Origin of the sequence: Paraburkholderia sp. BCC1885, from assembly GCF_900996235.1 — a bacterium.
Lineage (GTDB): Bacteria > Pseudomonadota > Gammaproteobacteria > Burkholderiales > Burkholderiaceae > Paraburkholderia.
Genome location: NZ_CAAJGM010000228.1, coordinates 1 through 20,771 on the forward strand (window position 1 = coordinate 1; position 20,771 = coordinate 20,771).

Here is a 20,771-nt window from a genome sequence, read left to right on the forward strand (position 1 = left end):
TGATGCAGCTCCGTTTGAAGAACGAGGCGGATTGCCCCGACCTCCAACATACGGAACTGCGCAGCGGCCCTCTCCGAACCCCGTACGCCGGGTCGGAGCCCCCTACCGCGCGAGCGGTTTCGTTCTTCGACCCGCAGCGTCCATCTGATCGGTGACTCGTGAACGACCGCTTTTCGACCCGGAGCGGTCACGCAATCTAAGTGCTTGACGGACCGATTGTGGTCGGCGCCCTTTGATCATCCATCGCTTCGCGCGGCGATTGCTGCGCCGCACGCGCAGAAAGCAATCATAGAATCTGAATATTCGTTTTTTGGAGCCATGAAATGTGTATAATTTTTCGTTCTTATACACATCACGAGGTTGTCATGCGCACCAACATTGAAATCGACGACAGCTTGATGGCCGAAGCGCTTGCCGCGACAGGTATCAAAACCAAGCGGGAGGCTGTCGAACTCGGCCTGAAGACGATCATCCGGCTCAAGCAGCAGGAACAGATCCGCCAGTTCCGGGGGAAGCTCCATTGGGAAGGCGATCTTGACGCCATGAGAACAGATCGATGACGCTCGTCGATTCGAGCGTCTGGATCGACTATTTCCGGGGCGTGGCTTCGCCGGAAACCGACAGGCTCGACACCTTGCTGGGCACGCAGGCACTGTTGACCGGCGACCTGATCGTGGTCGAAGTGCTGCAGGGCTTTTCGGCTGAGTCGGAATTCAACACAGCCAGGCAACTGATGACGACGAGCTTGAGCGTTGTATCGCTCGTCGGCCCCGATAATGCCGTCCAGGCTGCACGAAATTACCGCGCCCTGAGAGCGCAGGGCGTGACGATCCGGAAAACCATCGATACGCTGATCGCGACCTACTGCATCGAGAATGGTGTCTCGCTGCTGTTCAGCGACCGGGACTTCAATTCCTTTGTCGATTACCTGGGTCTTCGATCAGCGTTACGGGACGATTGATCACGCTGGGGACTGCGTCGGAAACGAATCCTCTATTCCGATCCGGAATCCGGACTAACGGCCGCCTGAACGGGCGATGGCTTTGCGCAGGGGCTTGATTTTAGGGCGATTGAGGCTTAATGTTTTTTCACCATGACCGTGATTCCCCACTCTCTCGAATTGCAATTGCGTTGCGGCACAAGTGACGCAGGCGCGTTGCCGGCCCATGCGATCCGTATGTGCTGCGAGGGGTTTCGCCTGCACATGGACCGGGAAACTCGCCGCTGGCGGTTTGCCCCTGCCGTTGTGATTGGGCCGTTTGTGCTGCTCGTTATCCTCACACTCGCATTCAGCTTCCTCTCCTGGCTCGGCCCCATGGTCGATTGTTTCGTCGGCGTGGTCGCGTGGATCGTGATCTTCTACGGATTGTCCGGACAGATGCACGGGGAGCGGATGCGCTCGGCGAATCTGCTACAGGCGGGGCGTGTCACTGCGTGGGCAACCATGCTGGGTCGGCTCACGCTTTCAGTGCGGCGTGTCGTAGAGCTGCACGTGCGGATCATGCTTAACATGCTGCCGGTCATCCTCGGACGGCTGCGGGCCTGCCTGCGTCTGAGGCTCGGCCTGATCGATCCCAATCTCACCGCATTCCGCCTTATCCCCCTGGAGTCTGCGCACGCCTGAGCGTTGCGCGGATTTCCTCGCCTCTTGCCGCGCTCGCGGCGTGTTTTCCCTGTTGATTCCGAAGAGGCTGCCTGTTTTCTGGAGGCAGTCCGATGGCTCGCAAAACTTCTGTCCCGTGGCCGGCAGCGCCGCTTGCGCCCGGCTACCTGCTGCGTTTCGTTGATCTACGTCCCCACGTCCGCCTGTCACGGCAGACCGTCCTGACACTGGAGCAGGCCGGGCGTTTCCCGCGTGCCGTGCGGTTTGGCCCGCGCTGCACGCTCTGGCGCTCGGCCGACGTGATCGAGTGGCTCAATGACCCTGGGCACTATCGTGCGCCGTCGCTGGCCGGTCAGGAGTGCGGCCATGGACGATGAACGTGCCTTCACGTTGCAGCAGGTCGCTGATCGGCTCCAGTTGTCCTATAGCACGGTGTTCGCCATGCGCCGCCGCATTGGCTTCCGGTTGCCTGGCTCGCGTGTGTGGCGCGTCCTGCCTTCCCGGCTTGCTGAACTGTGCGAAAGCCAAGACAATAGACCTCGGCTACCGCTGCGGGTCGGTGGAGAAATGCAATGCCCATCCGCAAAGATAAAAAATCCGGTATCTGGCACCTCGACATCCGCTCACCAGGCGGCGAAAGAATTAGACGCTCTACTGACACCACGGACCGAAAGGCGGCGCAGGAATATCACGACCGCCTGAAGGCCGATCTGTGGCGACAGGACAAGCTCGGTGACATCCCCGATCGAACGTTTGAGGAAGCCGCCGTCAGATTCCTGCGTGAGTGTGAGGGCCAGCGCGACTATGCCACCAAGCTGCGGCATGTCGCGTACTGGCGTGAGAAGTTTGCAGGCCAGTCCGTTCGCTCTTTAACAACCGATGTGATTGTCGATGCGTTGCCTACGCATCAGATTATCAAGGGAAAGCCAACTGAACCGCTGACCGGCAGCACGCGCAACCGGTACATTTCCACCATCAAACGGATGCTGAATCTGTGCGCGCAGTGGGAGTGGATTGACCGCGTGCCGAAGCTTCCGCGTTACCACGAGCCTGATGTGCGTGTGCGCTGGGAACCACCCGAGGTCGTCGCTGCATTCATCCGGGCGCTACGGCTGCCGTGGATGCGTGACGCGGCGATCGTGGCGGTTGCCACGGGCATGCGCGAAGGAGAGTTGCTTGGGTTGACTCCGTCTCAGGTGGATCTGGCGCAGTGCAACGCCTGGATTACACACGAGGGAGCAAAGTCCAAACGGGCTCGCCCGGTGCCGCTCAACGAAGATGCCGTCAGTGTTATCGCGCGCCGTTTGAAAAACGCCAACCGCTTCGTGCTCACCCGTGGCGAAAGTTCCAGAAAACGCATCAAGCAGGTCGATGCACGGGACTTCGAGCGGGCGTGTCGGGCGGTTGGAATCGAGGACTTTCACTGGCACGACCTGCGCCATACATGGGCAAGCTGGCACGTTCAGCGCGGCACGCCGCTGATGGTGCTGAAAGAGCTTGGGGGATGGGAAACCATCGAGATGGTGCAGAAGTACGCGCACCTTGCCCCGAGTCACCTGGCCGAACACGCCGGCACGGTCAAGTTTTGGTCAATCTCCGGGGAGGAGAAAGAAAAAACGCCACTCGATGAAGTGGCGTAATTTCCTAATTCCAAACGAGATTCTTTGGTAGGCCGTACGGGATTCGAACCTGTGACCAACGGATTAAAAGTCCGCTGCTCTACCAGCTGAGCTAACGACCCAAAAGAGAAGCGAGATTATAGCGATAACGCTGGAAACTTGTCAACCTCACGCTTGAGGCGCCGTAAAAACGAAAAGCCCAGGACAACGACTGTCTTGGGCTTCCCGGCGAGAGGCGCGCGTGGCGTTTAAACCGACACTACGCGTTTGCTACAAGCTGCAAAAACTACTTGATTTGCGACAACTTGCTTTGCGCCGACTGTGCGACGTCCGAGCTGCCGTACTGCGCAACAAGTTGCTCGAGGGTCTTCCTGGCCGCAGCTTTCTGACCTTGTTCGAGCTGATTGTTGGCAATCGCGAGCATCGCTTCCGGCGCACGCGGATGCTGCGGGTAATTCTTCACGACGCCTTCCCAGGTAGCCGTCGAACCCTTGTAGTCGCGCAATGCATACAGCGCATTGCCGAGCCAGTACTGCGCGGTCGGCTGGTAGGGGCTCTGCGGATACTTGGCGATAAAGTTGCGGAACGAGGCCGCCGCATTCTTGAAGTCGCCGTTACGGAACTGCGTTGAGGCCGCATTGAACGCGTCCGTCTCACCCGGCTGGACCGTGCCGTCTACGCCGTCGACCGTCTGCTGCTGCGGCTCGAACTTCTTGAGCCGCGTATCCAGGTCGGTGTAGTAGTCCTTCTGCTGCTTTTGCACCGTGGCAAGCTGGTTCGCCATGTCCTCGTTCTGCCCGCGCAGCGTCGCGACCTGCTGGTTGAGCTGGTCGAGGCGGTTGGACTGATCGAGGATGGTCCGCTGGGCGGCCGACAATTGGCTCGACAGGCTATCGGTCTTGGTACGCAGATCGAGAATCGCCTGACGAGCCTGGTCGTCGTCGAACATGCCGGCATGAGCCGGCACGGCCGTCAAGGCCGAGCCCGCCACGCAGGCGGCTGCAGCAAAGCGCAGCCAGGAGAAACGTTGCGTCATACGGCTCATCACCTATTACTGTTGGTAGACGAGGTCAGCGCGGCGATTTTGCGCCCACGAAGCTTCGTCATGACCGTCGGCTTGCGGCTTTTCCTTGCCGAGGCTCACGGCTTCCATTTGCGAATCCGGCACGCCGAGCAACGACAGGGCGCGACGCACAGCTTCAGCACGCTTCTGGCCGAGTGCCAGGTTGTACTCGCTCGTGCCGCGTTCGTCGGTGTTGCCCTGGATCAGCACGTGACGTTCCGGATGTGCCTTCAGGTAACGCGCGTGTTGGCCCAGCAGCGACTGGTATTCATCCTTGACCGAATAGCTGTCGAAGTCGAAGTAGACGCTGCGCTTGGCGAGCGGGCTATTCGGATCGTTCAGCTCGTCGACGTTCACCTGTGCGACTGCATTCGGGTTCGGTTGGGTTGCAACAGCACCGCCCTTGTTGGCGTTGTCGTCGAGCTTGACGCCCGAATGACATGCAGCGAGTGCACCGACCAGCAATGCGGCAAATACGATACGAAGTTTAGACATCATTGTTACTCTCCTTGTGTGTTATTGCATAAACGGGCCCCAGGACGGCTCGCGAACGATGCCGCCCTGAACGGACAGGACCTGCCGAGTGCGACCGTCGGTCGATACTGCGGCCAACACGCCACGGCCGTTCACCTGTGTGGCGTAAAGAATGTACTGACCATTCGCCGCGAAGCTCGGCGATTCGTCATGTGTTGTGTCGGTCAAGCCGGTAGCCGATCCGGACTGCAGGTCCTGGACATACAGCTTGAAGGCGCCGCCTACACGCGAGATGTAAGCGAGTTGCTTGCCGTCCGGGCTTACGCGCGGGCTGGTGTTGTAGCTGCCCGTGAACGTGACGCGCTGAGCCGCGCCGGCGCTTTCGCCCTGCGCCGGCATCTTGTAGATCTGCGGTTGACCGCCGCGGTCGCTAGTGAAGTAGATCCACTGTCCGTCAGGAGAGTAGTTGGGTTCGGTGTCGATCGAGGTGCCTTGAGTCAGCCGGCGCAGACCGCTGCCGTCAGCATTGACGGCGAAAATCTGCGTATTGCCGGTGCGCGAAAGCGCGACTGCCAGCGTGCGCCCATCCGGCGACCAGGCCGGTGCGCTGTTATTGCCCTTCTGGTCCGACACCACGATACGACGGCCCGTGGGCAGGTCGTGGATGTAGACAATGGGCTTCTTCTTTTCGAACGAAACATACGCGACCTTGGTGCCGTCAGGCGACCAGGCCGGCGAGATGATCGGCTCGGGGCTCGACAGCGCGATATGCGCGTCCTGGCCATCCGAATCGGAAATCTGCAACTGGTAACGGTTGCCGGTCTTGATCACGTAAGACAGGCGGGTGGCGAACACCCCGCGATCGCCGAGCAGCTTCGCGTAGATGTAGTCGGCCACCTTGTGGGCGCTCATCCGCAGTCCGCTTTCCGGGCTGACGAGCACAAGGCCGCCGAGGCTTTCGCCCTTGACCGTGTCGTACAGCTTGAAGCGCACTTCGTACTGGCCGTTGGGCAGACGATTCACGCTGCCGGAAACGAACGCATTGGCGCCCTTGGCTTTCCAGCTGCCGAGGTCGACCGAGTCGGTTTCCGCCACGGGTGTGCTGCCGGCGTCGATATTGGTGAACTTGCCGCTGCGTTGCAGATCCTGGCGCACGATCGTGCTGACCTGTTGCGGCGAGTTCGCTTCATTGGCGAAATTCGCCGTTGCGATGGGGAACTGGGTGGACCCGACGCCCGTGACGAGGACGTTGAGCTGCGCGTGTGCAGCGCCGCCGGCCGCAATCAGGCACGACGCCACCAAAGTCCTCAGGCCTAGCTTGGTCATCAAACTCATGCTGTATGGATTCCCAAAAAATACGATTTCTAACACGATATGACAGCAGACAGACCCGGAAACGCACAAATCGTTCCCGGCGGCGCCGCGCTCAGCGGGGCGCCGGGGGCTGTCAACCTGCCGGCCGCAAGGTTATCAGGAAGCTCGTGGGCGCCTTGCCGTCTGTATCCACCGGCATCGGGTCGGTGAGCTGAACCGCCCGCAGTGCGGCGTCATCCCACTGCTCGTTGCCGCTGCTACGTGAAACGGTCGCACTCAATAACGTGCCGGACGGTGAACAGTGGACCGACACCACCGTTTCCAGACCCTGCGTATCGCCCGACCATACGATCTTCGGACGCACCAGGCGCCGGACCTTGTCCGCATACCCCGGCGACGTCGACGTGCCGCCCGAGCCGCTGCCCGTACCGCTCTTGGCAAGACCGTTGCCCGTCGAGCCTTCGCCGCCCGCCAAACCCTGCAATTGCGCGAGTCGGGCCCGACGTTCCTGATCGACCTTCTTTGCCTGCGCCGCGGCGGCCGCCGCCTTCGCCTTTTGCGCATCTGCCTTCTTCTGCGCGTCGGCCTGCGCCTGCTGCTGTTGCTGGTCCTGCAGTTGCTGCTGCTTCAACTGATCTTGCTTTTGTTGCTCGGCCAGTTGCTGCTGCCTGAGCTTGTCGGCCTGCTGCTGTTGCTGCTTCAGCCTGGCCGCCGCGGCCTTCTGGGCGGCCAGCTGCGCAGCCTGGTCGGCGGCCTGCTGTTGCCGCTTCGCCTCGGCTTCCTGCTGAGCTTGCAATTGCTGCTGACGCTGTTGTTCGAGAAGTTGCGCCTCACGCGCGGCTTCCTGTTCCTGACGCTTCTTTTCCTGCAACGCAATGTCAGCCTGCTCGTCAGGCAGCGGCGGAGCGGGAGCCACGGGTACCGGCGGGGGGGGAGGCGGCGGCTGAGGCGTTGTCACCTCGGGCACATCGGTCCACAGCTCGGCCTCGGCGCCTGCCGGTGTGCTGTTTTGCCATTGAATGCCGTGATACAGGAAGAAGGCGAGTAACACGTGCATCACCACGGCGAGCGCAAAGGCTCGCCATGTGCCGCGTTCACGCGGCGGCTGGAGTGGACGGGCGGATTGCTTGCGGATCATTGCGATTTGACGAGGAGGCCCACGCGCTTGACGCCGCGAGCCTTCAGGTCGGACATCACGTTCATCACGGCTTCGTACTTGACCGTCTTGTCGGCGGCGATCACCACCGGCTGGTCCGGATGCGATTGCTCGCGGTCGGTGACGAAGCTGTCCAGATCCTGCCGCGTCATGTTCTCCTGCTGCATGGCGCCATTGTCGTCTTTATATTTGACGTTCATGTTGCCATCTGCGCGGATATTGACCACAACCGGCGGCGTCTGCTGTTGCGGAGCGGCCCCGCCGACGGTAGGCAGATTGACGATCGACGGTGCGACGAGCGGCGCGGTCACCATGAAGATCACGAGCAGCACCAGCATCACGTCGATATACGGCACGACGTTGATATCGGCCATCGCGCGGCGCGAACGGCTGCCGCGCATACTGGAAGAGCGACTGGAGGAACCGGCCATGGTGGACTCCTTAGTGCGCCTGACGTTGCAGGATGTTCGAGAATTCTTCGATGAAGGTCTCGAAGCGGATTGCCAGTCGGTCGATGTCGTGCGCGTAACGGTTGTAGGCCACCACTGCCGGAATCGCGGCGAACAGACCAATTGCCGTGGCCGTCAGTGCTTCGGCGATACCCGGCGCGACGTTGGCAAGCGTGGCCTGCTGCACGTTGGCGAGACCGCGAAACGCGTTCATGATCCCCCACACGGTACCGAACAGACCGATATACGGGCTGACCGAACCCACCGAGGCGAGAAACGCCAGATTGGCTTCGAGCACGTCCATCTCACGCTGGAACGCTGCGCGCATGGCGCGGCGTGCGCCGTCGAGGATCAGCCCTGGGTCGTTGAGACGCTTTTCCTTGCCCTTCAGGAACTCGCGCATGCCGGATTCGAAAATCCGTTCGAGCGCGCCGATCGTGTGGCGATTGTTCGCCGCGCTTTGATACAGCGCCTGCAGGTCGCCGCCCGACCAGAAATCGCGTTCGAAGCGCTCAGTTTGCGCGCGTGCGCGGCGGATCGCAAACCACTTGCGGAAGATAAACGTCCACGACAGCAGCGAGAGCAACAGCAGCAGTGCCATCACGGCCTGCGCCAGCAGGCTCGCATTAAGAACGAGAGAAATGATCGATAGATCTTGTGTAGTGTTCATATAGGTTCGCTGTAACGTCCCGGAAGGGGGCGTCCGGCTGCAAGGTTCATCGAAGCTCGCCGTGGGGAAACCGGAAGCATCGGCGAACCGCTGGCCGAACCATGCTTTGTGTTGCTTGATCGATACGAGTTCACTGGCCCCGTAACAACGAAGTTCAGCCGTTGTTCGTTGACACGGTGGGTACAGATACCGCCGGCCCGCGCCTTAATGCAGCGAGAACCGGCGCCGGAATGGCGGCAGGACGCAGTGCTACCCGGTCGACACAGCCGACCCGAATGGTCCCGGTAGCAAGCAGCGTGCCGTCACGCCAGGCTTCCTGCGAGAAATCGACCGACGCGCGGCCAATTCGTTCAGGGCGGCTGACAATTTTCACCAGATCGTCAAGCCGCGCGGGCGCACGATAGTCGACCGCGGTACTGCGCACAATGAACAGTGCGCCGGTTTGTTCCGCGAGGCGATCCTGTTCGATCCCGCACGCCCGCAGCCATTCGGTACGCGCCCGTTCGAAAAACTTCAGGTAGTTCGCGTAGAAGACGATGCCGCCGGCGTCAGTATCTTCGTAGTACACGCGAATGGGCCAGGTGAAGCCGATTCCGGCGCCGGATTCGCTGGGAGACATATTCATGCGGCGCATTTTACCGGATCGCACACCCCGACGTTATTTTGTGGGGTGCGGTGCCGGCAGCATCGTCAACCGCGATGTATCGATAGCGCCGAAAACGTCTGCGCCACCGGCATCAGTTCGATCGTATTGACGTTGACGTGCGCCGGGCGCGTCGCGGTCCAGTAGATCGTGTCGGCGATGTCCTCGGCGGTGAGCGGCTGCACGTTCTGGTAGACACCCGCGGCTTTGGTGTCGTCGCCGCGAAAGCGCACGTTCGAGAATTCGGTGCCGCCGCACAGGCCCGGCTCCACGTCGGTGACGCGCAATGGCGTGCCGGCCAGATCGGCGCGCAGGTTCAGGCTGAACTGGCGCACGAATGCCTTGGTGGCGCCGTACACGTTGCCGCCCGGATAAGGCCAGTTGGCGGCCGCCGAGCTAATGTTGAAGACATGGCCGCGCTGGCGTTCGACCATCCCCGGCAGCAGCGCGTGGGTGACCTGCACGAGACCGGTGCAGTTGGTGTCGATCATGGTTTGCCAGTCGTCGAGATTGGCCCGTTGCGCCGGCTCGAGGCCGAGTGCCAGGCCCGCGTTGTTGATCAGCACGTCGATGGCGGCGAATTCTTCCGGCAGCGCGGCAGGCACGGCCGCGACGGCGGCGCGGTCGCGCACGTCGAGTTCGAACGGCAGAAGCGCCTCGCCGAGTTCGTCGGCAAGTGCCCGCAGGCGATCCTTGCGGCGCGCCGTGGCGACGACGCGGTGGCCGCCCTTGACGAAAGTGCGGGCGATGGCGGCGCCGAATCCGGCGGACGCCCCGGTGACGAAGACGATCATTGCGTTTTCCTGGTCGGAGGAGGGGAAAGTCGCCAAGCCTACTTCCATTGCGGCGCGGCGGCAAGAATGACCCTGCCAGGCGGCGCGCAGCAGCTTCAGACGCGGCGAATGGCCGGGCGCGGCCGGCGGCCGCACGGTGGCCGGAAGAGCCGCGCCGGCGGGCCTTGCGGCCAGCCGGTTGCCTATTCGGGGCGCTTCCAATACACTAATGCGCTCATCCCTGCGTGACTGGCGATAGAACCAAACAGGTTCAAGGTGGAGCGACCCACCGTGAAGCGCAGGGTGCCGTTTTGCCGTTCGCCTGGGCAGCCGTGATCCGCGCGCATTTATTTGCGCCGCCGGTGGCTGTCCTGCCTCGCGTGTGCGGCCCATCTTTATCCGCCATGTCAGGGCTGGCCCAGCCGCCAGCAGCGCTGCGTACCCACTACGCTTTCTGCACGAAATTCGGCGCACGATCCGGTCAACCTGAACACACTCAACGGAAACCGTATGTTTGACAGAGCCCAAAGCACCATTGCCAACGTCGATCCCGAACTCTGGAAGGCGATCGAACAGGAAAACCGCCGTCAGGAAGATCACATCGAGCTGATCGCGTCGGAAAACTACACGAGCCCGGCCGTGATGGCCGCTCAAGGTTCGCAACTGACCAACAAGTACGCCGAAGGTTACCCGGGCAAGCGCTACTACGGCGGGTGTGAATACGTGGACATCGTCGAGCAGCTCGCGATCGACCGCGTGAAGGAACTGTTCGGCGCCGAAGCCGCCAACGTGCAGCCGAATTCGGGCTCGCAGGCCAACCAGGGCGTGTTTTTCGCCATGCTCAAGCCGGGCGATACCATCATGGGCATGAGCCTCGCCCACGGCGGCCACCTGACGCACGGCTCGCCCGTGAACATGTCGGGCAAGTGGTTCAACGTCGTCAGCTACGGCCTGAACGAAGCGGAAGACATCGACTACGAAGCCGCGGAAAAGCTCGCTCAGGAACACAAGCCGAAGCTGATCGTCGCGGGTGCGTCGGCTTTCGCGCTGCGCATCGACTTCGAACGTCTGTCGAAGATCGCGAAGTCGGTGGGCGCCTACTTCATGGTCGACATGGCGCACTACGCGGGCCTCGTTGCCGCCGGCGTCTATCCGAACCCGGTGCCGCATTCCGACTTCGTGACCACCACCACTCACAAGAGCCTGCGTGGTCCGCGCGGCGGCGTGATCCTGATGAAGGCCGAGTTCGAAAAGCAGATCAACTCGGCGATCTTCCCGGGCATCCAGGGCGGTCCGCTGATGCACGTCATCGCCGGCAAGGCGGTTGCCTTCAAGGAAGCGCTGGCGCCGGAATTCAAGGAATACCAGCAAAAAGTGGTGGACAACGCGTGCGTGCTGGCGGAAACGCTCGTCAAGCGCGGCCTGCGCATTGTTTCGGGCCGCACCGAAAGCCACGTGATGCTGGTCGACCTGCGCGCCAAGCACATTACCGGCAAGGTGGCTGAAGCCGCACTCGGCGCGGCGCATATCACCGTCAACAAGAACGCCATCCCGAACGATCCGGAAAAGCCGTTCGTCACGAGTGGCGTGCGCCTCGGCTCGCCGGCCATGACCACGCGCGGCTTCGGCGTGAAGGAAGCGGAGCAGGTGGGTAACCTGATCGCCGACGTGCTGGACAACCCGGAAGATGCCGCGACGATCGAACGCGTTCGCGCGCAGGTGGCCGAGTTGACCAAGCGCTTCCCGGTCTACAAGTAAGCGACGATGCGCTGCCCCTTCTGCCGGCACGACGATACGCAGGTCGTGGACTCTCGCGTATCCGAGGACGGCGCCGCAATTCGCCGGCGCCGCCGTTGTCCGGCCTGCGACAAACGTTTTACGACGTATGAGCGGGTCGAGCTGGCGTTGCCGTCGGTCGTCAAGAAGGACGGCAGCCGCACCGAATTCGATCGCCGCAAGATTGTCGCGAGCATGCAACTGGCGCTGCGCAAGCGTCCGGTTGCCGCGGACGCGGTCGACGCGGCGGTGGCCCGCATCGAATATCAATTGCTGGGCAGCGGTGAGCGTGAAGTGCGCAGCGAGCGTCTCGGCGAACTCGTGATGAACGAGCTGCGCGCGCTCGACACGATTGCCTACGTCCGCTTTGCCTCCGTGTACCGCCGTTTCGAAGACGTGTCGGAATTCGAAGACGTCATTGAAGAATTTCGCCGCGCGGCTACACCTCCCAAGCCGCCTCGCAAACGCTGATTGCGCCGATTGTTCTCGTAAGAGCATTCGTACTCTCCCTTCCTGTAGCCGTGCTACCCACATTGTTGCGGGTAAATTCGCATGCGCGCTAGCTGGCCATTCGGCTAATTGTTGACGGGCGATTGCCTGGGTAAATTGTCTGCATTCTTGCGAAGTTAAGGAATGCAGATGAAACCGGATGCCGATTTACCGCGCGTATGCCGCGGCTTTACGCTGATCGAAACGCTGGTCGTGATTGCCGTTCTGGCGGTGCTGGCTGCCATGGCGACGCCGTCGCTGGTTGCCTGGCATGTGCGCGACCAGGTCGATGCACGCGCCAGGGCCTTGTTTTCGACGCTTTCGTATGCGCGTAGCGAGGCGGTCCGGCGTGGCGCACGCGTGACGGTCTGCCGGGTCGACGCGGCCCGTCGCTGTCTTGCCACAGGCCAGGCCTGCCGCATCGGAGTGGCGGATTGGTCGTGTGGTTGGGCGGTGATGGTCGAGCGTGGCGGCGCGTCCGCCGTGTTGCGCGCGCAGACCGAACTCGCGGCAGTGAGCATTGCCGGTACGCAAACGAGCCTCACCTTTACGCCGCCCGCGGGGCAATTGATCGGCAGCTTTCGCAGTTTCGACATCGCGCCGCAGTTGTCTTCGCGGATCACGCAAGGCGGAGCGTGGCGGCGTTGCATTCGCATCGCTGCGGGCGGCCGGCCGCGCATTTCTGACGGTGCCTGCGGAGCGACATCATGAGGACTATTCGACTCAAGCGGTCGCGCGGCACGTCGATGATCGAAGTTTTGCTCGCGGTCGCGCTGACCGCAGTTACGGCACTCGGTTTGATCGCGTCGCAATTGTGGCTCGCGCGAGAGGCGCGCGCGGCGGCGCTGCGCGAACACGCGGTTCTGATAGCCGACGCGGTGGTCGAAGCGATGCGCGCGCCAACGGGGGGCGACATCGCCCTGCGGCAATGGAGTGCCCGCGCGGCAAGCCTGTTGCCCAAGGGCGATGCATCGAGCAGCGAGGGCGGCGGTGGCGTTTCATGGGCTCGCGTCACATGGTCCGCCTTGACCACGACGCGCGGGCCGAGCGACGCAATCGATAAACCCGAGTCGTGCGGCGATCAGACGGCGCCCGCCGGCCTCGCGTGCGTTGCCTTGGCGTTCGTCAAATGAAGCAGCGTGACTACTCTCTGCGCGGGCATACGCTCGTAGAACTGACGATCGCCTTGGCGCTTGGGTTAGTCGTCACGGTGGGCGCGGTTTCCCTGTATCGCTCGCAGCGCGCGGCGTTTGGCCGTGCCGGCGACGCGCTGCAGATCCGCGAGGCAGGCATGACTGCGTTGACCCTGATTGGCCAGCAAATCCAGATGACCGGATTTGTGCCGGCCGACCTGCCACAGCCGCAATCAAAACCCACGCTGTTCGGATGTTCCTCCGCGCGGCCAACCGGCGCCGACGACAACCTCACGTGCGAGGCGTTGACAAGCAAATCAGACGGCATCGCGGTCCGCTACGTTGGCGATACCGTTTCCACCTGGCCGACGTCGACGAGCCAAACCACTGATTGTCTGGGTCAAGCTGTGAGCGTCGGGGGTACGGCGTTCGGTGCGGGGCGTGTGCTGATCGTGAATCGCTTTTACGCTAAACCCAGTGGCTCGACCGGCGAATCCGAGCTGTATTGCGACGGCAATGGCAAGACCGGTTCTGCGCAGCCGCTGGTAGAAGGCGTCGAACGGCTGCGTTTCAGGTACTGGCTTGCTGGCGCGCAGACCGCGCGCGATGCAGCATCGCTCGCGCCGGATCAGTGGGCGAACGTCGTCGCCGTGGACGTGTGCGTGCTGGTGCGCGGCGCGCCGCAGGGACGGCGTTCAAGCTATATGGATTGCGATGGCGCGAATGTCACTGGCGCGGACTTGCGCATGAGGCAGGCATTCTGGCGGCGCGTGGCTATCCGCAACAACGAAGCGAGCGCGCCATGAAGACGCGGGCTAGGAAGTGGCCCAAGAAGGCGCCCAAGAAGTGGCCCGAGGTGGGCATCAAGGAGAGGCCCAGGACGGAACTCGCAAGCCAGCGACGCATCCGCGGCGCAGCCTTACCCATCGTGCTGCTGATTGCCTCGATGATGCTGGTCACCTCGGCCGCCTGGTTCGAAACCTCGCTCGCGTCGGCGCGCGCTTCGGCCAATCTGCGCGACGCCCTGCAGGCCTTCCACGCTGCGGATTCCGCCCTGACCTTATGTGTTGGCGCCGTGGTGGCAGGCAACGCGCCCGTCACAGCCGCTGTCGCCACGGAGCCAACCGGATGGAAATTCGAACCCACATTCACCTCCGGCGCCTTCACGCCGATCGCCGCATGGCCGGGCTCTGCCGCGCCGCCTCAATGTCTCGTCGAAGCGTGGCGCTTGAGCGCGCGGCCGGAGGCGAAAGGCTATCTGCTGACGGCGCGCGGCTTCGGCGGCTCCCGGGAATCGCAGGCCTGGCTTCAACTGGAATTCGTCATGGCGGGTGACAAGACCGAGCAACATTGGCGGCGGATCGCCGCCCGGCCGTTCTGAAGGGGCGCGTCGACATGAGGAATGTAGAGAAATCGCCCGTCTCGGCGTTTACGCTGCTTGAACTGGTCATCGCTTTGGCGATAGGTGCGGTCCTCGTCGCGTATGCGATACCTTCGTATCGTAGCCACGTGGCACGTTCGCACCGGATCGATGCGGCGTCGGCGCTCTATCGTGCCGCTCAGTTCATCGAGGCGGCTGTCCCTGGCGAGGTCAGCACATTGCCAACAGGACTCGATCAGGCGCCGCCTTTCGGCACGCCCGTGTACCGTTTGCACGCTTTACCGTCGGATGAAACGAATGGCGGCTATGCGGTAGAAGCTCGTCCCATAGAGACAGGACCGATGCGCGACGATTCCTGCGGCATCTTCACCCTCGACGCAACAGGTGCGCGGAAAAATCTCAGTGTGGATGGCACCACGACGCCGAATCCAGACGATTGCTGGAACACGCGTTAGGTCAGCAACAGTGCACAGCGCAATGCCTCGAACGGCCGCAGCATCGCCAATGACGCCGCCAGATTCAATACCCGCTGTCTTGGGCCGCGGCTTCCGCTTTTGTGCGCTTCGAATCGTTCTTCATCTGCTGCCAGATCCGATACGCTTCCCACGCGGCGAGTCCGAGGCTTCCCCACTTTATAGCGGGCTTGGCGGTCGCCACGACAGTGGCCCGCAGCGGCTTGGCCAGCAGCATGGAAACAATCGAACTGATCAGCGGATATTCCTTGAGCAGCGCGCCGATGCCTGCCGTAGCGCCGCGTGCCTTGTTCCAGCGCATACCGCCGGCAAAACCCGGCACGATGAACTTGAGCCAGCTAAAGTGCGTAACCGCCTGGCGCAGCTCGACGGTGGCCTGGGCAAGCTCCATTCGCTCGACATCCGCGCGCACCAGCAGCAATTCCTTGCGCAGCGCACGCAGATGCGGCGCGCTCAGGTCGCGGGAAAGCGGGCGCTTGTTGCGAAAGGCGGTGTCGGTGCGATTGGAACTCATGATGTCGGGCGCAGGAGGTAGTCGGAAGGGCAGGCGGTGCGAGCGGCCATGCCCGGCCTATGTCACGGTTTGCGAAAAATATCGCGGTCCTTCTCGAACTCGGCCAGCGTAGCCTCGAACACCATCGGCGCATTGTGCAAACCGCTGCGCGCCTTGATGGCGCAGGCCAGCGCCGCGATCGCGTACACCGCTGTGATGCCCGCGAGCGCCTGCCACCGGTAGGTATCCCAGAAGGCGATGGCGACCAGCGCCGTGAGCGCGATCAGGGCCATGGTGGCAAGCATCATCGCCGCCAGTCCGAGGAACAGCACGCCGAGCAGGCGGTCTTTTTCCTCGGCCAGTTCGATGCCGACCAGTTCAAGCCGCGTTTGCAGAATCGCAAACACGGAACTGAGGATGCGGCGCAAGGGACTGTGTTCCGCGCGCTGCGATTGATTGTCGATCGTCATGGCTTGGGCGCGTTGCGCGTGAGGTGCGCCAGAAGAAGTGGACCGGTCGGACAGGCACCGGTCCACCCGTGTCAGCAGCGTGCCGGACATACAACCCGGCAACGTCAGCTTTTTTTACTTGCGATTGATCAGCAGGCCGACCAGTACGCCCACACCCGCCGCAATACCGATCGACGCCCACGGATGCTCGTGCACGTAGTCGTCGGTTGCGCGCGCGGCCTTCTTGCCTTTCTCGACTACGACGACCTGCACGTCAGCCGCCTTTTCCTTGGCCTGTTTCAGGCGCGACAGCGCCGTTTCACGCAGTTCGGAAGCGCGTTCGCCGGTGGCGCTCGCGGCCTGTTTCAGCAGGTCTTCAGCGTCCGCGAGGACGGTTTTGATATCCGACATCAATCTCTCCTTGTTGACTTCCGACATTTACAGCTCCCATCTTTGTATGGCATGCGTGAATCGTAACCAAAGAAACGTCACGTGGCGAGCCTGGCAATATACAGAGAGCCCCGCACGATCCGTTCCTGGCCGGTCCGTTGCCGGTTAAACGCGCTCACCAGGCAATCATCCGGATGTTCGCGCCGTGACGGCCGCATGGCAGACGTGATCTTGATGGAGTTGATCTGTCCCGCAAAGTTTCCTCTATCTGAACGAAAATTACAAAAACTCATAAAGTTGTGACGCGATGTTCGTTCGCGGTGTACGCGCACTCCCGTATGCTCTAAATTTGCGGGGTGCCGCAGGCGTGAGCCTGAACGGACCGTCCGAACATACAAAGGAGCTGCATCATGAGTCTACGTCTTGGCGACATCGCACCGGATTTCGAACAGGAATCGAGCATCGGCCACATCAAGTTCCATGAGTGGCTGGGCGATAGCTGGGGTGTGCTGTTCTCCCATCCGGCGGACTTCACGCCCGTATGCACGACCGAGCTCGGCCTGACCGCCAAGCTCGCCAGCGAGTTTGAAAAGCGCAATGTGAAGACGATTGCCCTGTCGGTGGACACGGCGGCGTCGCACAAGGAGTGGATCAAGGACATCAACGAGACGCAGGCCGCCAGCGTCGGCTTTCCGATTCTGGCCGACGGCGACCGCAAGGTCTCGCAGCTGTACGACATGATCCACCCGAACGCGAACGAGACCTTGACGGTCCGTTCGCTGTTCGTGATCGATCCGAAGAAGAAGGTTCGCCTGATCATCACGTATCCGGCCAGCACGGGCCGCAACTTCGACGAGGTGCTGCGCGTGATCGACTCGCTTCAGCTCACCGACAACTACCAGGTCGCCACGCCCGGCAACTGGAAGCAGGGCGACGATGTGGTGATCGTGCCGTCGCTGAAGGACGAGGAACTGATCAAACAGAAATTCCCCAAGGGTTACAAGGCGCTGCGTCCGTATCTGCGCATGACGCCGCAGCCGAACAAGTAAGCCGCGCGGCAGGTAGCTCGCAACCTGCCTTCACGCATGCTTTCATGCAAAAAGCCAAAAAAACTAAAAGGCCAACCCGAAGCTGGGTTGGCCTTTTGCATTCGGCACGCGCTCATGGGTACGGCCACGCTTACGTTTAGAAGCTGACGTCAGCGAAAGCCCGGCAAATCAGAAAAACGCCTGAATACCCGTCTGCGCACGCCCAAGAATCAGCGCGTGAATGTCGTGTGTGCCTTCGTATGTATTGACGACCTCAAGATTCACCAGATGCCGCGCAATCCCGAACTCGTCTGAAATACCATTGCCGCCGAGCATGTCGCGGGCGAGGCGGGCGATGTCCAGCGCCTTGCCGCATGAATTGCGCTTCATGATCGAAGTGATCTCCACCGCCGCGGTGCCTTCGTCCTTCATACGGCCGAGGCGCAGCACGCCTTGCAGGCCGAGCGTGATTTCGGTCTGCATGTCCGCGAGTTTTTTCTGGATCAACTGGTTGGCGGCAAGCGGACGGCCAAACTGCTTGCGGTCCAGCACGTATTGACGTGCCGTGTGCCAGCACGACTCGGCGGCGCCGAGCGCGCCCCAGGCAATGCCGTAGCGCGCCGAATTCAGGCAGGTGAACGGACCTTTGAGACCGCTCGCCTTCGGCAGCAGGTTCTCTTCCGGCACGAACACTTCGTCCATCACGATCTCGCCCGTGATCGAGGCGCGCAAGCCCACCTTGCTGTGGATCGTCGGCGCGGACAGGCCTTTCCAGCCCTTCTCCAGGATGAAGCCGCGAATCGCGTCCTTGCCGTTTTCTTCGAGCTTGGCCCAGACGACGAACACGTCCGCGATCGGCGAATTGGTGATCCACATCTTCGCGCCCGACAGCGAAAAACCGCCGTCGACCTTCTTCGCCCGCGTCACCATGCTGCCCGGATCGGAGCCGTGGTTCGGTTCGGTGAGGCCGAAGCAGCCGATCCACTCGCCGCTGGCGAGCTTCGGCAGATATTTTTGCTTTTGCGCGTCCGAGCCGAATTCGTAGATAGGCACCATCACGAGCGACGACTGCACCGACATCATCGACCGGTAGCCCGAATCCACGCGCTCCACTTCGCGCGCGATCAAGCCATATGCCACGTAGTTCAGGCCGGGGCCGCCGTACTGCTCAGGAATGGTCGGGCCGAGCAGGCCGAGTTCGCCCATCTCACGGAAGATCTCGATGTCGGTCTTTTCATGCCGGAACGCCTCGAGCACGCGCGGTTGCAAGCGGTCTTGCGCGTAGGCCGCGGCGGCGTCGCGCACCATGCGCTCATCTTCGGTAAGTTGCTGATCCAGCAACAGCGGGTCTTCCCAGTGAAACTGCGCGGCGTCGGCCATGATGCGTATCTCCTGAATCGGCTCTGATGTGACTTTGAAACGTGTGACGTTGCCTGATCTGGCTGATGAATGGTTCAGCAGCGTGCTCAATGACATGCCCAATTGCGCACTTGACTGAAGTTCCGCTATGCGAAACAATGTTTTGCAAATGAGACCCGAGTGTATCACCCGATGACGCCTGCATCTACTCCCGTGGAACCGCTCGACGAGCGCAAATTCGTCGTCGCACTGGCGCGTGGTCTCGACCTGTTGCGGGCGTTCCGGCCCGGCGAGACGATGCTCGGCAACCGCGATTTCGTCGAACGCACGGGTCTGCCGAAAGCCACCGTCAATCGCCTCGCCTACACGCTGACGGTGCTCGGATATCTGCGCCTCGACGAGGCGTTAGGCAAATATGCGCTCGATGCCGGGGTGTTGTCACTCGGCTTCGCGCTGCTCTCGGGCACGGACACGCTCGAACTCGCGCGGCCGCATCTGCGCGCGTTCGCGCGCGAGGTGGGGGCGGCGGTGTCGCTGGGATGCCGGGACGGGCTTGACATGATCTACCTGGAGACGATCCGCAGCGAGACGGCGCTGACGCTGGGCCTTGCCTCGGGCTCGAAGCTGTCCATGCTGACGAGTTCGATGGGGCGGGCGTATCTCGCTGTACAACCGCCCGACGCCCGCGCCGCGCTGATGGCGGAGTTGAAGAAGGCCGCGGGCAAGCCGGGCGCGGCGCTGGTGGCGGATGCGGAAAAGGAAATCGCTGCCTTTGCGCGCGAACGATGTTGCTATTCGTTCCGCGCCTGGCACGACGACGTGAATGCCGTCGCGGTGCCGTTTCGGGAACCGCGCGACGGTCGATGGCTGGTGCTCAGTTGCAGCGGGCCGGCGTCGTCGATGGACGAGATGGTGTTTCGTGACAGCGTCGCGCCGCGTCTAAAGGCGCTGGCGCGGCGGCTCGGCGATACGGGCTGAATACGTCGCCTGGCGAGGCGGGCCAGCGCCGCCCGATGCACGGAGCAAGCCGTCGGCGGCGTCAAACCGTCCCGTTATGACTATGCGCCGCGAACAGCGGCCCCTGCACGAAGCGCACGTCGTACTGCTGCAGCAGGTCGAACTGCGCCTCGTCCGCCACCCGGTTGAAGATCAGCGGAATCCGCAAGCGGTTCGCATAGCCCACCAGCGGCTTCACCATGGCGTCGCGCAATGCGAGGCCCGCGTCCATCTTGATGAAGTCGAGCCGCGCCATATCCGAGACCGAGAGGATCTGGCCGGCGTTCGGCAGATTCCCCGCCACCTTGAAGCCATAGCGCTGATAACTCTTCGTCAGATAACCGAGGAAGGTGCGATGCGCGACGGCGGCCGCCGGCAACTCGATGACGATACGCGACGGATTCAGCCCGAACGACACCAGCACCGTCGAGAAGTGCCGGCCGTGGTCATACTTCACGCTCTTCAGCAGGCGTTCGTGGACCCGCAGGAACAACAGCCCGTGACGTTGCGCACCGAAAAAATTGATCGCATGCAGCGCGCGCGACATCCGGTCGAGCGCGACGAGTTGCGGGTCGTCCTCGATGCGGTCGAACGGATCGAAGGGCTCGCCGTCGAGTCGTAGCGTCACCGCCTGGAAACCCAGTTCGTCGCCGAAGCGGTCCACGCTTTCCGGCGCGGCCGAGAGCGACTGCGCCAGCGCATGCACGCTGATGTCGAAGATCGGCTCGTAGGCGCTGGCGAGCTCCAGCCCGTCGAAACGGGCCAGCGCGGTGTCGTGATAAGCGCCTTCACCCAACACCAGGTGTTCGCCGAGAAACGGATGGTCGGCGGCACGGGCGACGAGCTGGGTAACGGTCTGCGGGATCATGAGTGGCTGTGGTGGCGCGTGGTGCGCGCATCGAAAGGCGGGCGAGGGCCGCATCTATCGATGGTAGCAGTCCACACCGCTGTCACATTAACAAAATGCTGCTAACGATATCGGGTTCGCACCGATCGACGAGGGTTAACGTTAGTTTTACCACCCGTAATTCGTTTTACCA

27 protein-coding genes, 1 tRNA gene and 1 riboswitch are annotated in these 20,771 nt (G+C 62.2%); of the genes, 14 read left to right on the forward strand and 14 right to left on the reverse strand.

Going from position 1 to position 20,771, the window contains the following annotated elements; all coding sequences use genetic code 11:
- Positions 1–365 precede the first annotated feature (365 nt).
- The 5 genes from FQ755_RS27510 (at position 366) to FQ755_RS27530 (ending at position 3,243) form a co-directional block, all read left to right on the forward strand.
- The gene (locus FQ755_RS27510; RefSeq protein WP_144158242.1) at positions 366–560 is read left to right on the forward strand and encodes a type II toxin-antitoxin system VapB family antitoxin; all 195 of its coding nucleotides are present in this window, start codon (positions 366–368) and stop codon (positions 558–560) included.
- Positions 557–961: a PIN domain nuclease gene (locus tag FQ755_RS27515; protein ID WP_144158244.1), complete on the forward strand. Its 405-nt coding sequence runs from the start codon at positions 557–559 to the stop codon at positions 959–961. The genes FQ755_RS27510 and FQ755_RS27515 overlap by 4 nt, the downstream gene beginning before the upstream one ends.
- Positions 962–1,093: 132 nt before the next feature.
- Positions 1,094–1,624 (forward strand): hypothetical protein, encoded by a 531-nt coding sequence (locus FQ755_RS27520; protein WP_144158246.1) that lies wholly within the window; start codon positions 1,094–1,096, stop codon positions 1,622–1,624.
- A 92-nt stretch (positions 1,625–1,716) separates the two neighbouring features.
- Positions 1,717–1,980: a helix-turn-helix transcriptional regulator gene (locus tag FQ755_RS27525; protein WP_144158248.1), complete on the forward strand. Its 264-nt coding sequence runs from the start codon at positions 1,717–1,719 to the stop codon at positions 1,978–1,980.
- A gap of 195 nt (positions 1,981–2,175) precedes the next feature.
- Positions 2,176–3,243, forward strand: a complete 1,068-nt coding sequence (locus FQ755_RS27530; RefSeq protein ID WP_144158250.1) for a tyrosine-type recombinase/integrase — start codon at positions 2,176–2,178, stop codon at positions 3,241–3,243.
- Between the two features lie 25 nt (positions 3,244–3,268).
- Here FQ755_RS27530 and FQ755_RS27535 read toward each other — a convergent pair.
- From FQ755_RS27535 to FQ755_RS27575, 9 genes are all read right to left on the reverse strand, one after another.
- Positions 3,269–3,344 (reverse strand) — tRNA-Lys (locus tag FQ755_RS27535).
- Positions 3,345–3,508: 164 nt separating this feature from the next.
- Positions 3,509–4,258, reverse strand: coding sequence for a tol-pal system protein YbgF (gene ybgF / locus FQ755_RS27540; protein ID WP_144158252.1), 750 nt, complete (start codon positions 4,256–4,258; stop codon positions 3,509–3,511).
- Positions 4,259–4,273: 15 nt separating this feature from the next.
- Complete coding sequence (pal, locus tag FQ755_RS27545; protein WP_144158254.1) at positions 4,274–4,783, reverse strand: peptidoglycan-associated lipoprotein Pal; 510 nt, start codon at positions 4,781–4,783, stop codon at positions 4,274–4,276.
- Between the two features lie 18 nt (positions 4,784–4,801).
- Entirely contained in the window at positions 4,802–6,094 is a 1,293-nt protein-coding gene (tolB, locus tag FQ755_RS27550; RefSeq protein ID WP_144158256.1) for a Tol-Pal system beta propeller repeat protein TolB, read from the reverse strand.
- Positions 6,095–6,206: 112 nt separating this feature from the next.
- Positions 6,207–7,211, reverse strand: a complete 1,005-nt coding sequence (tolA, locus tag FQ755_RS27555) for a cell envelope integrity protein TolA (protein ID WP_144158258.1) — start codon at positions 7,209–7,211, stop codon at positions 6,207–6,209.
- A complete protein-coding gene (gene tolR, locus FQ755_RS27560) occupies positions 7,208–7,660 on the reverse strand; it encodes a protein TolR (RefSeq protein WP_144158260.1) in 453 nt (150 codons plus the stop codon). The genes tolA and tolR overlap by 4 nt, the downstream gene beginning before the upstream one ends.
- 10 nt (positions 7,661–7,670) lie before the next feature.
- The gene (tolQ, locus tag FQ755_RS27565) at positions 7,671–8,348 is read right to left on the reverse strand and encodes a protein TolQ (RefSeq protein WP_074265790.1); all 678 of its coding nucleotides are present in this window, start codon (positions 8,346–8,348) and stop codon (positions 7,671–7,673) included.
- Between the two features lie 154 nt (positions 8,349–8,502).
- Positions 8,503–8,982, reverse strand: coding sequence for a tol-pal system-associated acyl-CoA thioesterase (ybgC, locus tag FQ755_RS27570; protein WP_144158262.1), 480 nt, complete (start codon positions 8,980–8,982; stop codon positions 8,503–8,505).
- A 56-nt stretch (positions 8,983–9,038) separates the two neighbouring features.
- A complete protein-coding gene (locus FQ755_RS27575; protein WP_144158294.1) occupies positions 9,039–9,785 on the reverse strand; it encodes an SDR family NAD(P)-dependent oxidoreductase in 747 nt (248 codons plus the stop codon).
- 214 nt (positions 9,786–9,999) lie between these two features.
- Positions 10,000–10,099: riboswitch (ZMP/ZTP riboswitch) on the forward strand.
- A 175-nt stretch (positions 10,100–10,274) separates the two neighbouring features.
- On the opposite strand from FQ755_RS27575, the gene glyA reads away from it, so the two are divergent.
- From glyA to FQ755_RS27615, 7 genes are all read left to right on the forward strand, one after another.
- Positions 10,275–11,522 carry a serine hydroxymethyltransferase gene (gene glyA / locus FQ755_RS27585; RefSeq protein WP_144158264.1) on the forward strand — a complete coding sequence of 416 codons (1,248 nt, stop codon included), beginning with the start codon at positions 10,275–10,277 and terminating at the stop codon, positions 11,520–11,522.
- 6 nt (positions 11,523–11,528) lie between these two features.
- The gene (nrdR, locus tag FQ755_RS27590) at positions 11,529–12,011 is read left to right on the forward strand and encodes a transcriptional regulator NrdR (RefSeq protein WP_144158266.1); all 483 of its coding nucleotides are present in this window, start codon (positions 11,529–11,531) and stop codon (positions 12,009–12,011) included.
- Between the two features lie 162 nt (positions 12,012–12,173).
- Positions 12,174–12,740, forward strand: coding sequence for a GspH/FimT family pseudopilin (locus FQ755_RS27595; protein ID WP_409937740.1), 567 nt, complete (start codon positions 12,174–12,176; stop codon positions 12,738–12,740).
- Positions 12,737–13,162, forward strand: a complete 426-nt coding sequence (locus FQ755_RS27600) for a hypothetical protein (protein ID WP_144158270.1) — start codon at positions 12,737–12,739, stop codon at positions 13,160–13,162. Before FQ755_RS27595 ends, FQ755_RS27600 begins: the two co-directional genes overlap by 4 nt.
- The gene (locus FQ755_RS27605) at positions 13,159–13,968 is read left to right on the forward strand and encodes a PilW family protein (RefSeq protein WP_144158272.1); all 810 of its coding nucleotides are present in this window, start codon (positions 13,159–13,161) and stop codon (positions 13,966–13,968) included. The genes FQ755_RS27600 and FQ755_RS27605 overlap by 4 nt, the downstream gene beginning before the upstream one ends.
- A complete protein-coding gene (locus FQ755_RS27610; protein ID WP_144158274.1) occupies positions 13,965–14,543 on the forward strand; it encodes a PilX N-terminal domain-containing pilus assembly protein in 579 nt (192 codons plus the stop codon). The genes FQ755_RS27605 and FQ755_RS27610 overlap by 4 nt, the downstream gene beginning before the upstream one ends.
- Positions 14,544–14,557: 14 nt before the next feature.
- Positions 14,558–14,998 (forward strand): type IV pilin protein, encoded by a 441-nt coding sequence (locus FQ755_RS27615; protein ID WP_144158296.1) that lies wholly within the window; start codon positions 14,558–14,560, stop codon positions 14,996–14,998.
- 64 nt (positions 14,999–15,062) lie between these two features.
- On the opposite strand, the gene FQ755_RS27620 is transcribed toward FQ755_RS27615, so the two are convergent.
- From FQ755_RS27620 to FQ755_RS27630, 3 genes are all read right to left on the reverse strand, one after another.
- The gene (locus FQ755_RS27620) at positions 15,063–15,530 is read right to left on the reverse strand and encodes a DUF3318 domain-containing protein (protein ID WP_144158276.1); all 468 of its coding nucleotides are present in this window, start codon (positions 15,528–15,530) and stop codon (positions 15,063–15,065) included.
- Between the two features lie 62 nt (positions 15,531–15,592).
- Positions 15,593–15,979: a phage holin family protein gene (locus tag FQ755_RS27625; protein ID WP_144158279.1), complete on the reverse strand. Its 387-nt coding sequence runs from the start codon at positions 15,977–15,979 to the stop codon at positions 15,593–15,595.
- A 114-nt stretch (positions 15,980–16,093) separates the two neighbouring features.
- Positions 16,094–16,396, reverse strand: coding sequence for a YqjD family protein (locus FQ755_RS27630; protein WP_007584918.1), 303 nt, complete (start codon positions 16,394–16,396; stop codon positions 16,094–16,096).
- A 362-nt stretch (positions 16,397–16,758) separates the two neighbouring features.
- Here FQ755_RS27630 and FQ755_RS27635 point away from each other — a divergent pair, with 362 nt between their 5' ends.
- Positions 16,759–17,397 (forward strand): peroxiredoxin, encoded by a 639-nt coding sequence (locus FQ755_RS27635; protein ID WP_144158281.1) that lies wholly within the window; start codon positions 16,759–16,761, stop codon positions 17,395–17,397.
- A 168-nt stretch (positions 17,398–17,565) separates the two neighbouring features.
- On the opposite strand, the gene FQ755_RS27640 is transcribed toward FQ755_RS27635, so the two are convergent.
- Positions 17,566–18,756, reverse strand: a complete 1,191-nt coding sequence (locus FQ755_RS27640) for an acyl-CoA dehydrogenase (protein WP_144158283.1) — start codon at positions 18,754–18,756, stop codon at positions 17,566–17,568.
- A 171-nt stretch (positions 18,757–18,927) separates the two neighbouring features.
- Between FQ755_RS27640 and FQ755_RS27645 the strand changes: the two genes are divergently transcribed.
- The gene (locus FQ755_RS27645) at positions 18,928–19,713 is read left to right on the forward strand and encodes an IclR family transcriptional regulator (protein ID WP_144158298.1); all 786 of its coding nucleotides are present in this window, start codon (positions 18,928–18,930) and stop codon (positions 19,711–19,713) included.
- 61 nt (positions 19,714–19,774) lie between these two features.
- Here the strand turns inward: FQ755_RS27645 and FQ755_RS27650 are convergent, their stop codons facing one another.
- Positions 19,775–20,599, reverse strand: a complete 825-nt coding sequence (locus tag FQ755_RS27650; RefSeq protein ID WP_144158285.1) for an EAL domain-containing protein — start codon at positions 20,597–20,599, stop codon at positions 19,775–19,777.
- Positions 20,600–20,771: the final 172 nt, after the last annotated feature.

Bases quoted from the DNA above. Each gene is read 5' to 3' on its own strand.
- FQ755_RS27510 (WP_144158242.1), top strand. From the start codon at position 366: ATGCGCACCAACATTGAAATCGACGACAGCTTGATGGCCGAAGCGCTT.
- tolR (WP_144158260.1), bottom strand. From the start codon at position 7,660: ATGGCCGGTTCCTCCAGTCGCTCTTCCAGTATGCGCGGCAGCCGTTCG.
- FQ755_RS27630 (WP_007584918.1), bottom strand. From the start codon at position 16,396: ATGTCGGAAGTCAACAAGGAGAGATTGATGTCGGATATCAAAACCGTC.
- ybgF (WP_144158252.1), bottom strand. From the start codon at position 4,258: ATGACGCAACGTTTCTCCTGGCTGCGCTTTGCTGCAGCCGCCTGCGTG.
- FQ755_RS27605 (WP_144158272.1), top strand. From the start codon at position 13,159: ATGAAGCAGCGTGACTACTCTCTGCGCGGGCATACGCTCGTAGAACTG.
- FQ755_RS27645 (WP_144158298.1), top strand. From the start codon at position 18,928: ATGACGCCTGCATCTACTCCCGTGGAACCGCTCGACGAGCGCAAATTC.
- FQ755_RS27650 (WP_144158285.1), bottom strand. From the start codon at position 20,599: ATGATCCCGCAGACCGTTACCCAGCTCGTCGCCCGTGCCGCCGACCAT.
- glyA (WP_144158264.1), top strand. From the start codon at position 10,275: ATGTTTGACAGAGCCCAAAGCACCATTGCCAACGTCGATCCCGAACTC.
- FQ755_RS27520 (WP_144158246.1), top strand. From the start codon at position 1,094: ATGACCGTGATTCCCCACTCTCTCGAATTGCAATTGCGTTGCGGCACA.
- FQ755_RS27610 (WP_144158274.1), top strand. From the start codon at position 13,965: ATGAAGACGCGGGCTAGGAAGTGGCCCAAGAAGGCGCCCAAGAAGTGG.
- ybgC (WP_144158262.1), bottom strand. From the start codon at position 8,982: ATGCGCCGCATGAATATGTCTCCCAGCGAATCCGGCGCCGGAATCGGC.
- tolB (WP_144158256.1), bottom strand. From the start codon at position 6,094: ATGAGTTTGATGACCAAGCTAGGCCTGAGGACTTTGGTGGCGTCGTGC.
- tolA (WP_144158258.1), bottom strand. From the start codon at position 7,211: ATGATCCGCAAGCAATCCGCCCGTCCACTCCAGCCGCCGCGTGAACGC.
- nrdR (WP_144158266.1), top strand. From the start codon at position 11,529: ATGCGCTGCCCCTTCTGCCGGCACGACGATACGCAGGTCGTGGACTCT.
- FQ755_RS27635 (WP_144158281.1), top strand. From the start codon at position 16,759: ATGAGTCTACGTCTTGGCGACATCGCACCGGATTTCGAACAGGAATCG.
- FQ755_RS27640 (WP_144158283.1), bottom strand. From the start codon at position 18,756: ATGGCCGACGCCGCGCAGTTTCACTGGGAAGACCCGCTGTTGCTGGAT.
- FQ755_RS27615 (WP_144158296.1), top strand. From the start codon at position 14,558: ATGAGGAATGTAGAGAAATCGCCCGTCTCGGCGTTTACGCTGCTTGAA.
- FQ755_RS27620 (WP_144158276.1), bottom strand. From the start codon at position 15,530: ATGAGTTCCAATCGCACCGACACCGCCTTTCGCAACAAGCGCCCGCTT.
- FQ755_RS27525 (WP_144158248.1), top strand. From the start codon at position 1,717: ATGGCTCGCAAAACTTCTGTCCCGTGGCCGGCAGCGCCGCTTGCGCCC.
- FQ755_RS27575 (WP_144158294.1), bottom strand. From the start codon at position 9,785: ATGATCGTCTTCGTCACCGGGGCGTCCGCCGGATTCGGCGCCGCCATC.
- tolQ (WP_074265790.1), bottom strand. From the start codon at position 8,348: ATGAACACTACACAAGATCTATCGATCATTTCTCTCGTTCTTAATGCG.
- FQ755_RS27530 (WP_144158250.1), top strand. From the start codon at position 2,176: ATGCCCATCCGCAAAGATAAAAAATCCGGTATCTGGCACCTCGACATC.
- FQ755_RS27595 (WP_409937740.1), top strand. From the start codon at position 12,174: ATGCAGATGAAACCGGATGCCGATTTACCGCGCGTATGCCGCGGCTTT.
- FQ755_RS27625 (WP_144158279.1), bottom strand. From the start codon at position 15,979: ATGACGATCGACAATCAATCGCAGCGCGCGGAACACAGTCCCTTGCGC.
- FQ755_RS27515 (WP_144158244.1), top strand. From the start codon at position 557: ATGACGCTCGTCGATTCGAGCGTCTGGATCGACTATTTCCGGGGCGTG.
- FQ755_RS27600 (WP_144158270.1), top strand. From the start codon at position 12,737: ATGAGGACTATTCGACTCAAGCGGTCGCGCGGCACGTCGATGATCGAA.
- pal (WP_144158254.1), bottom strand. From the start codon at position 4,783: ATGATGTCTAAACTTCGTATCGTATTTGCCGCATTGCTGGTCGGTGCA.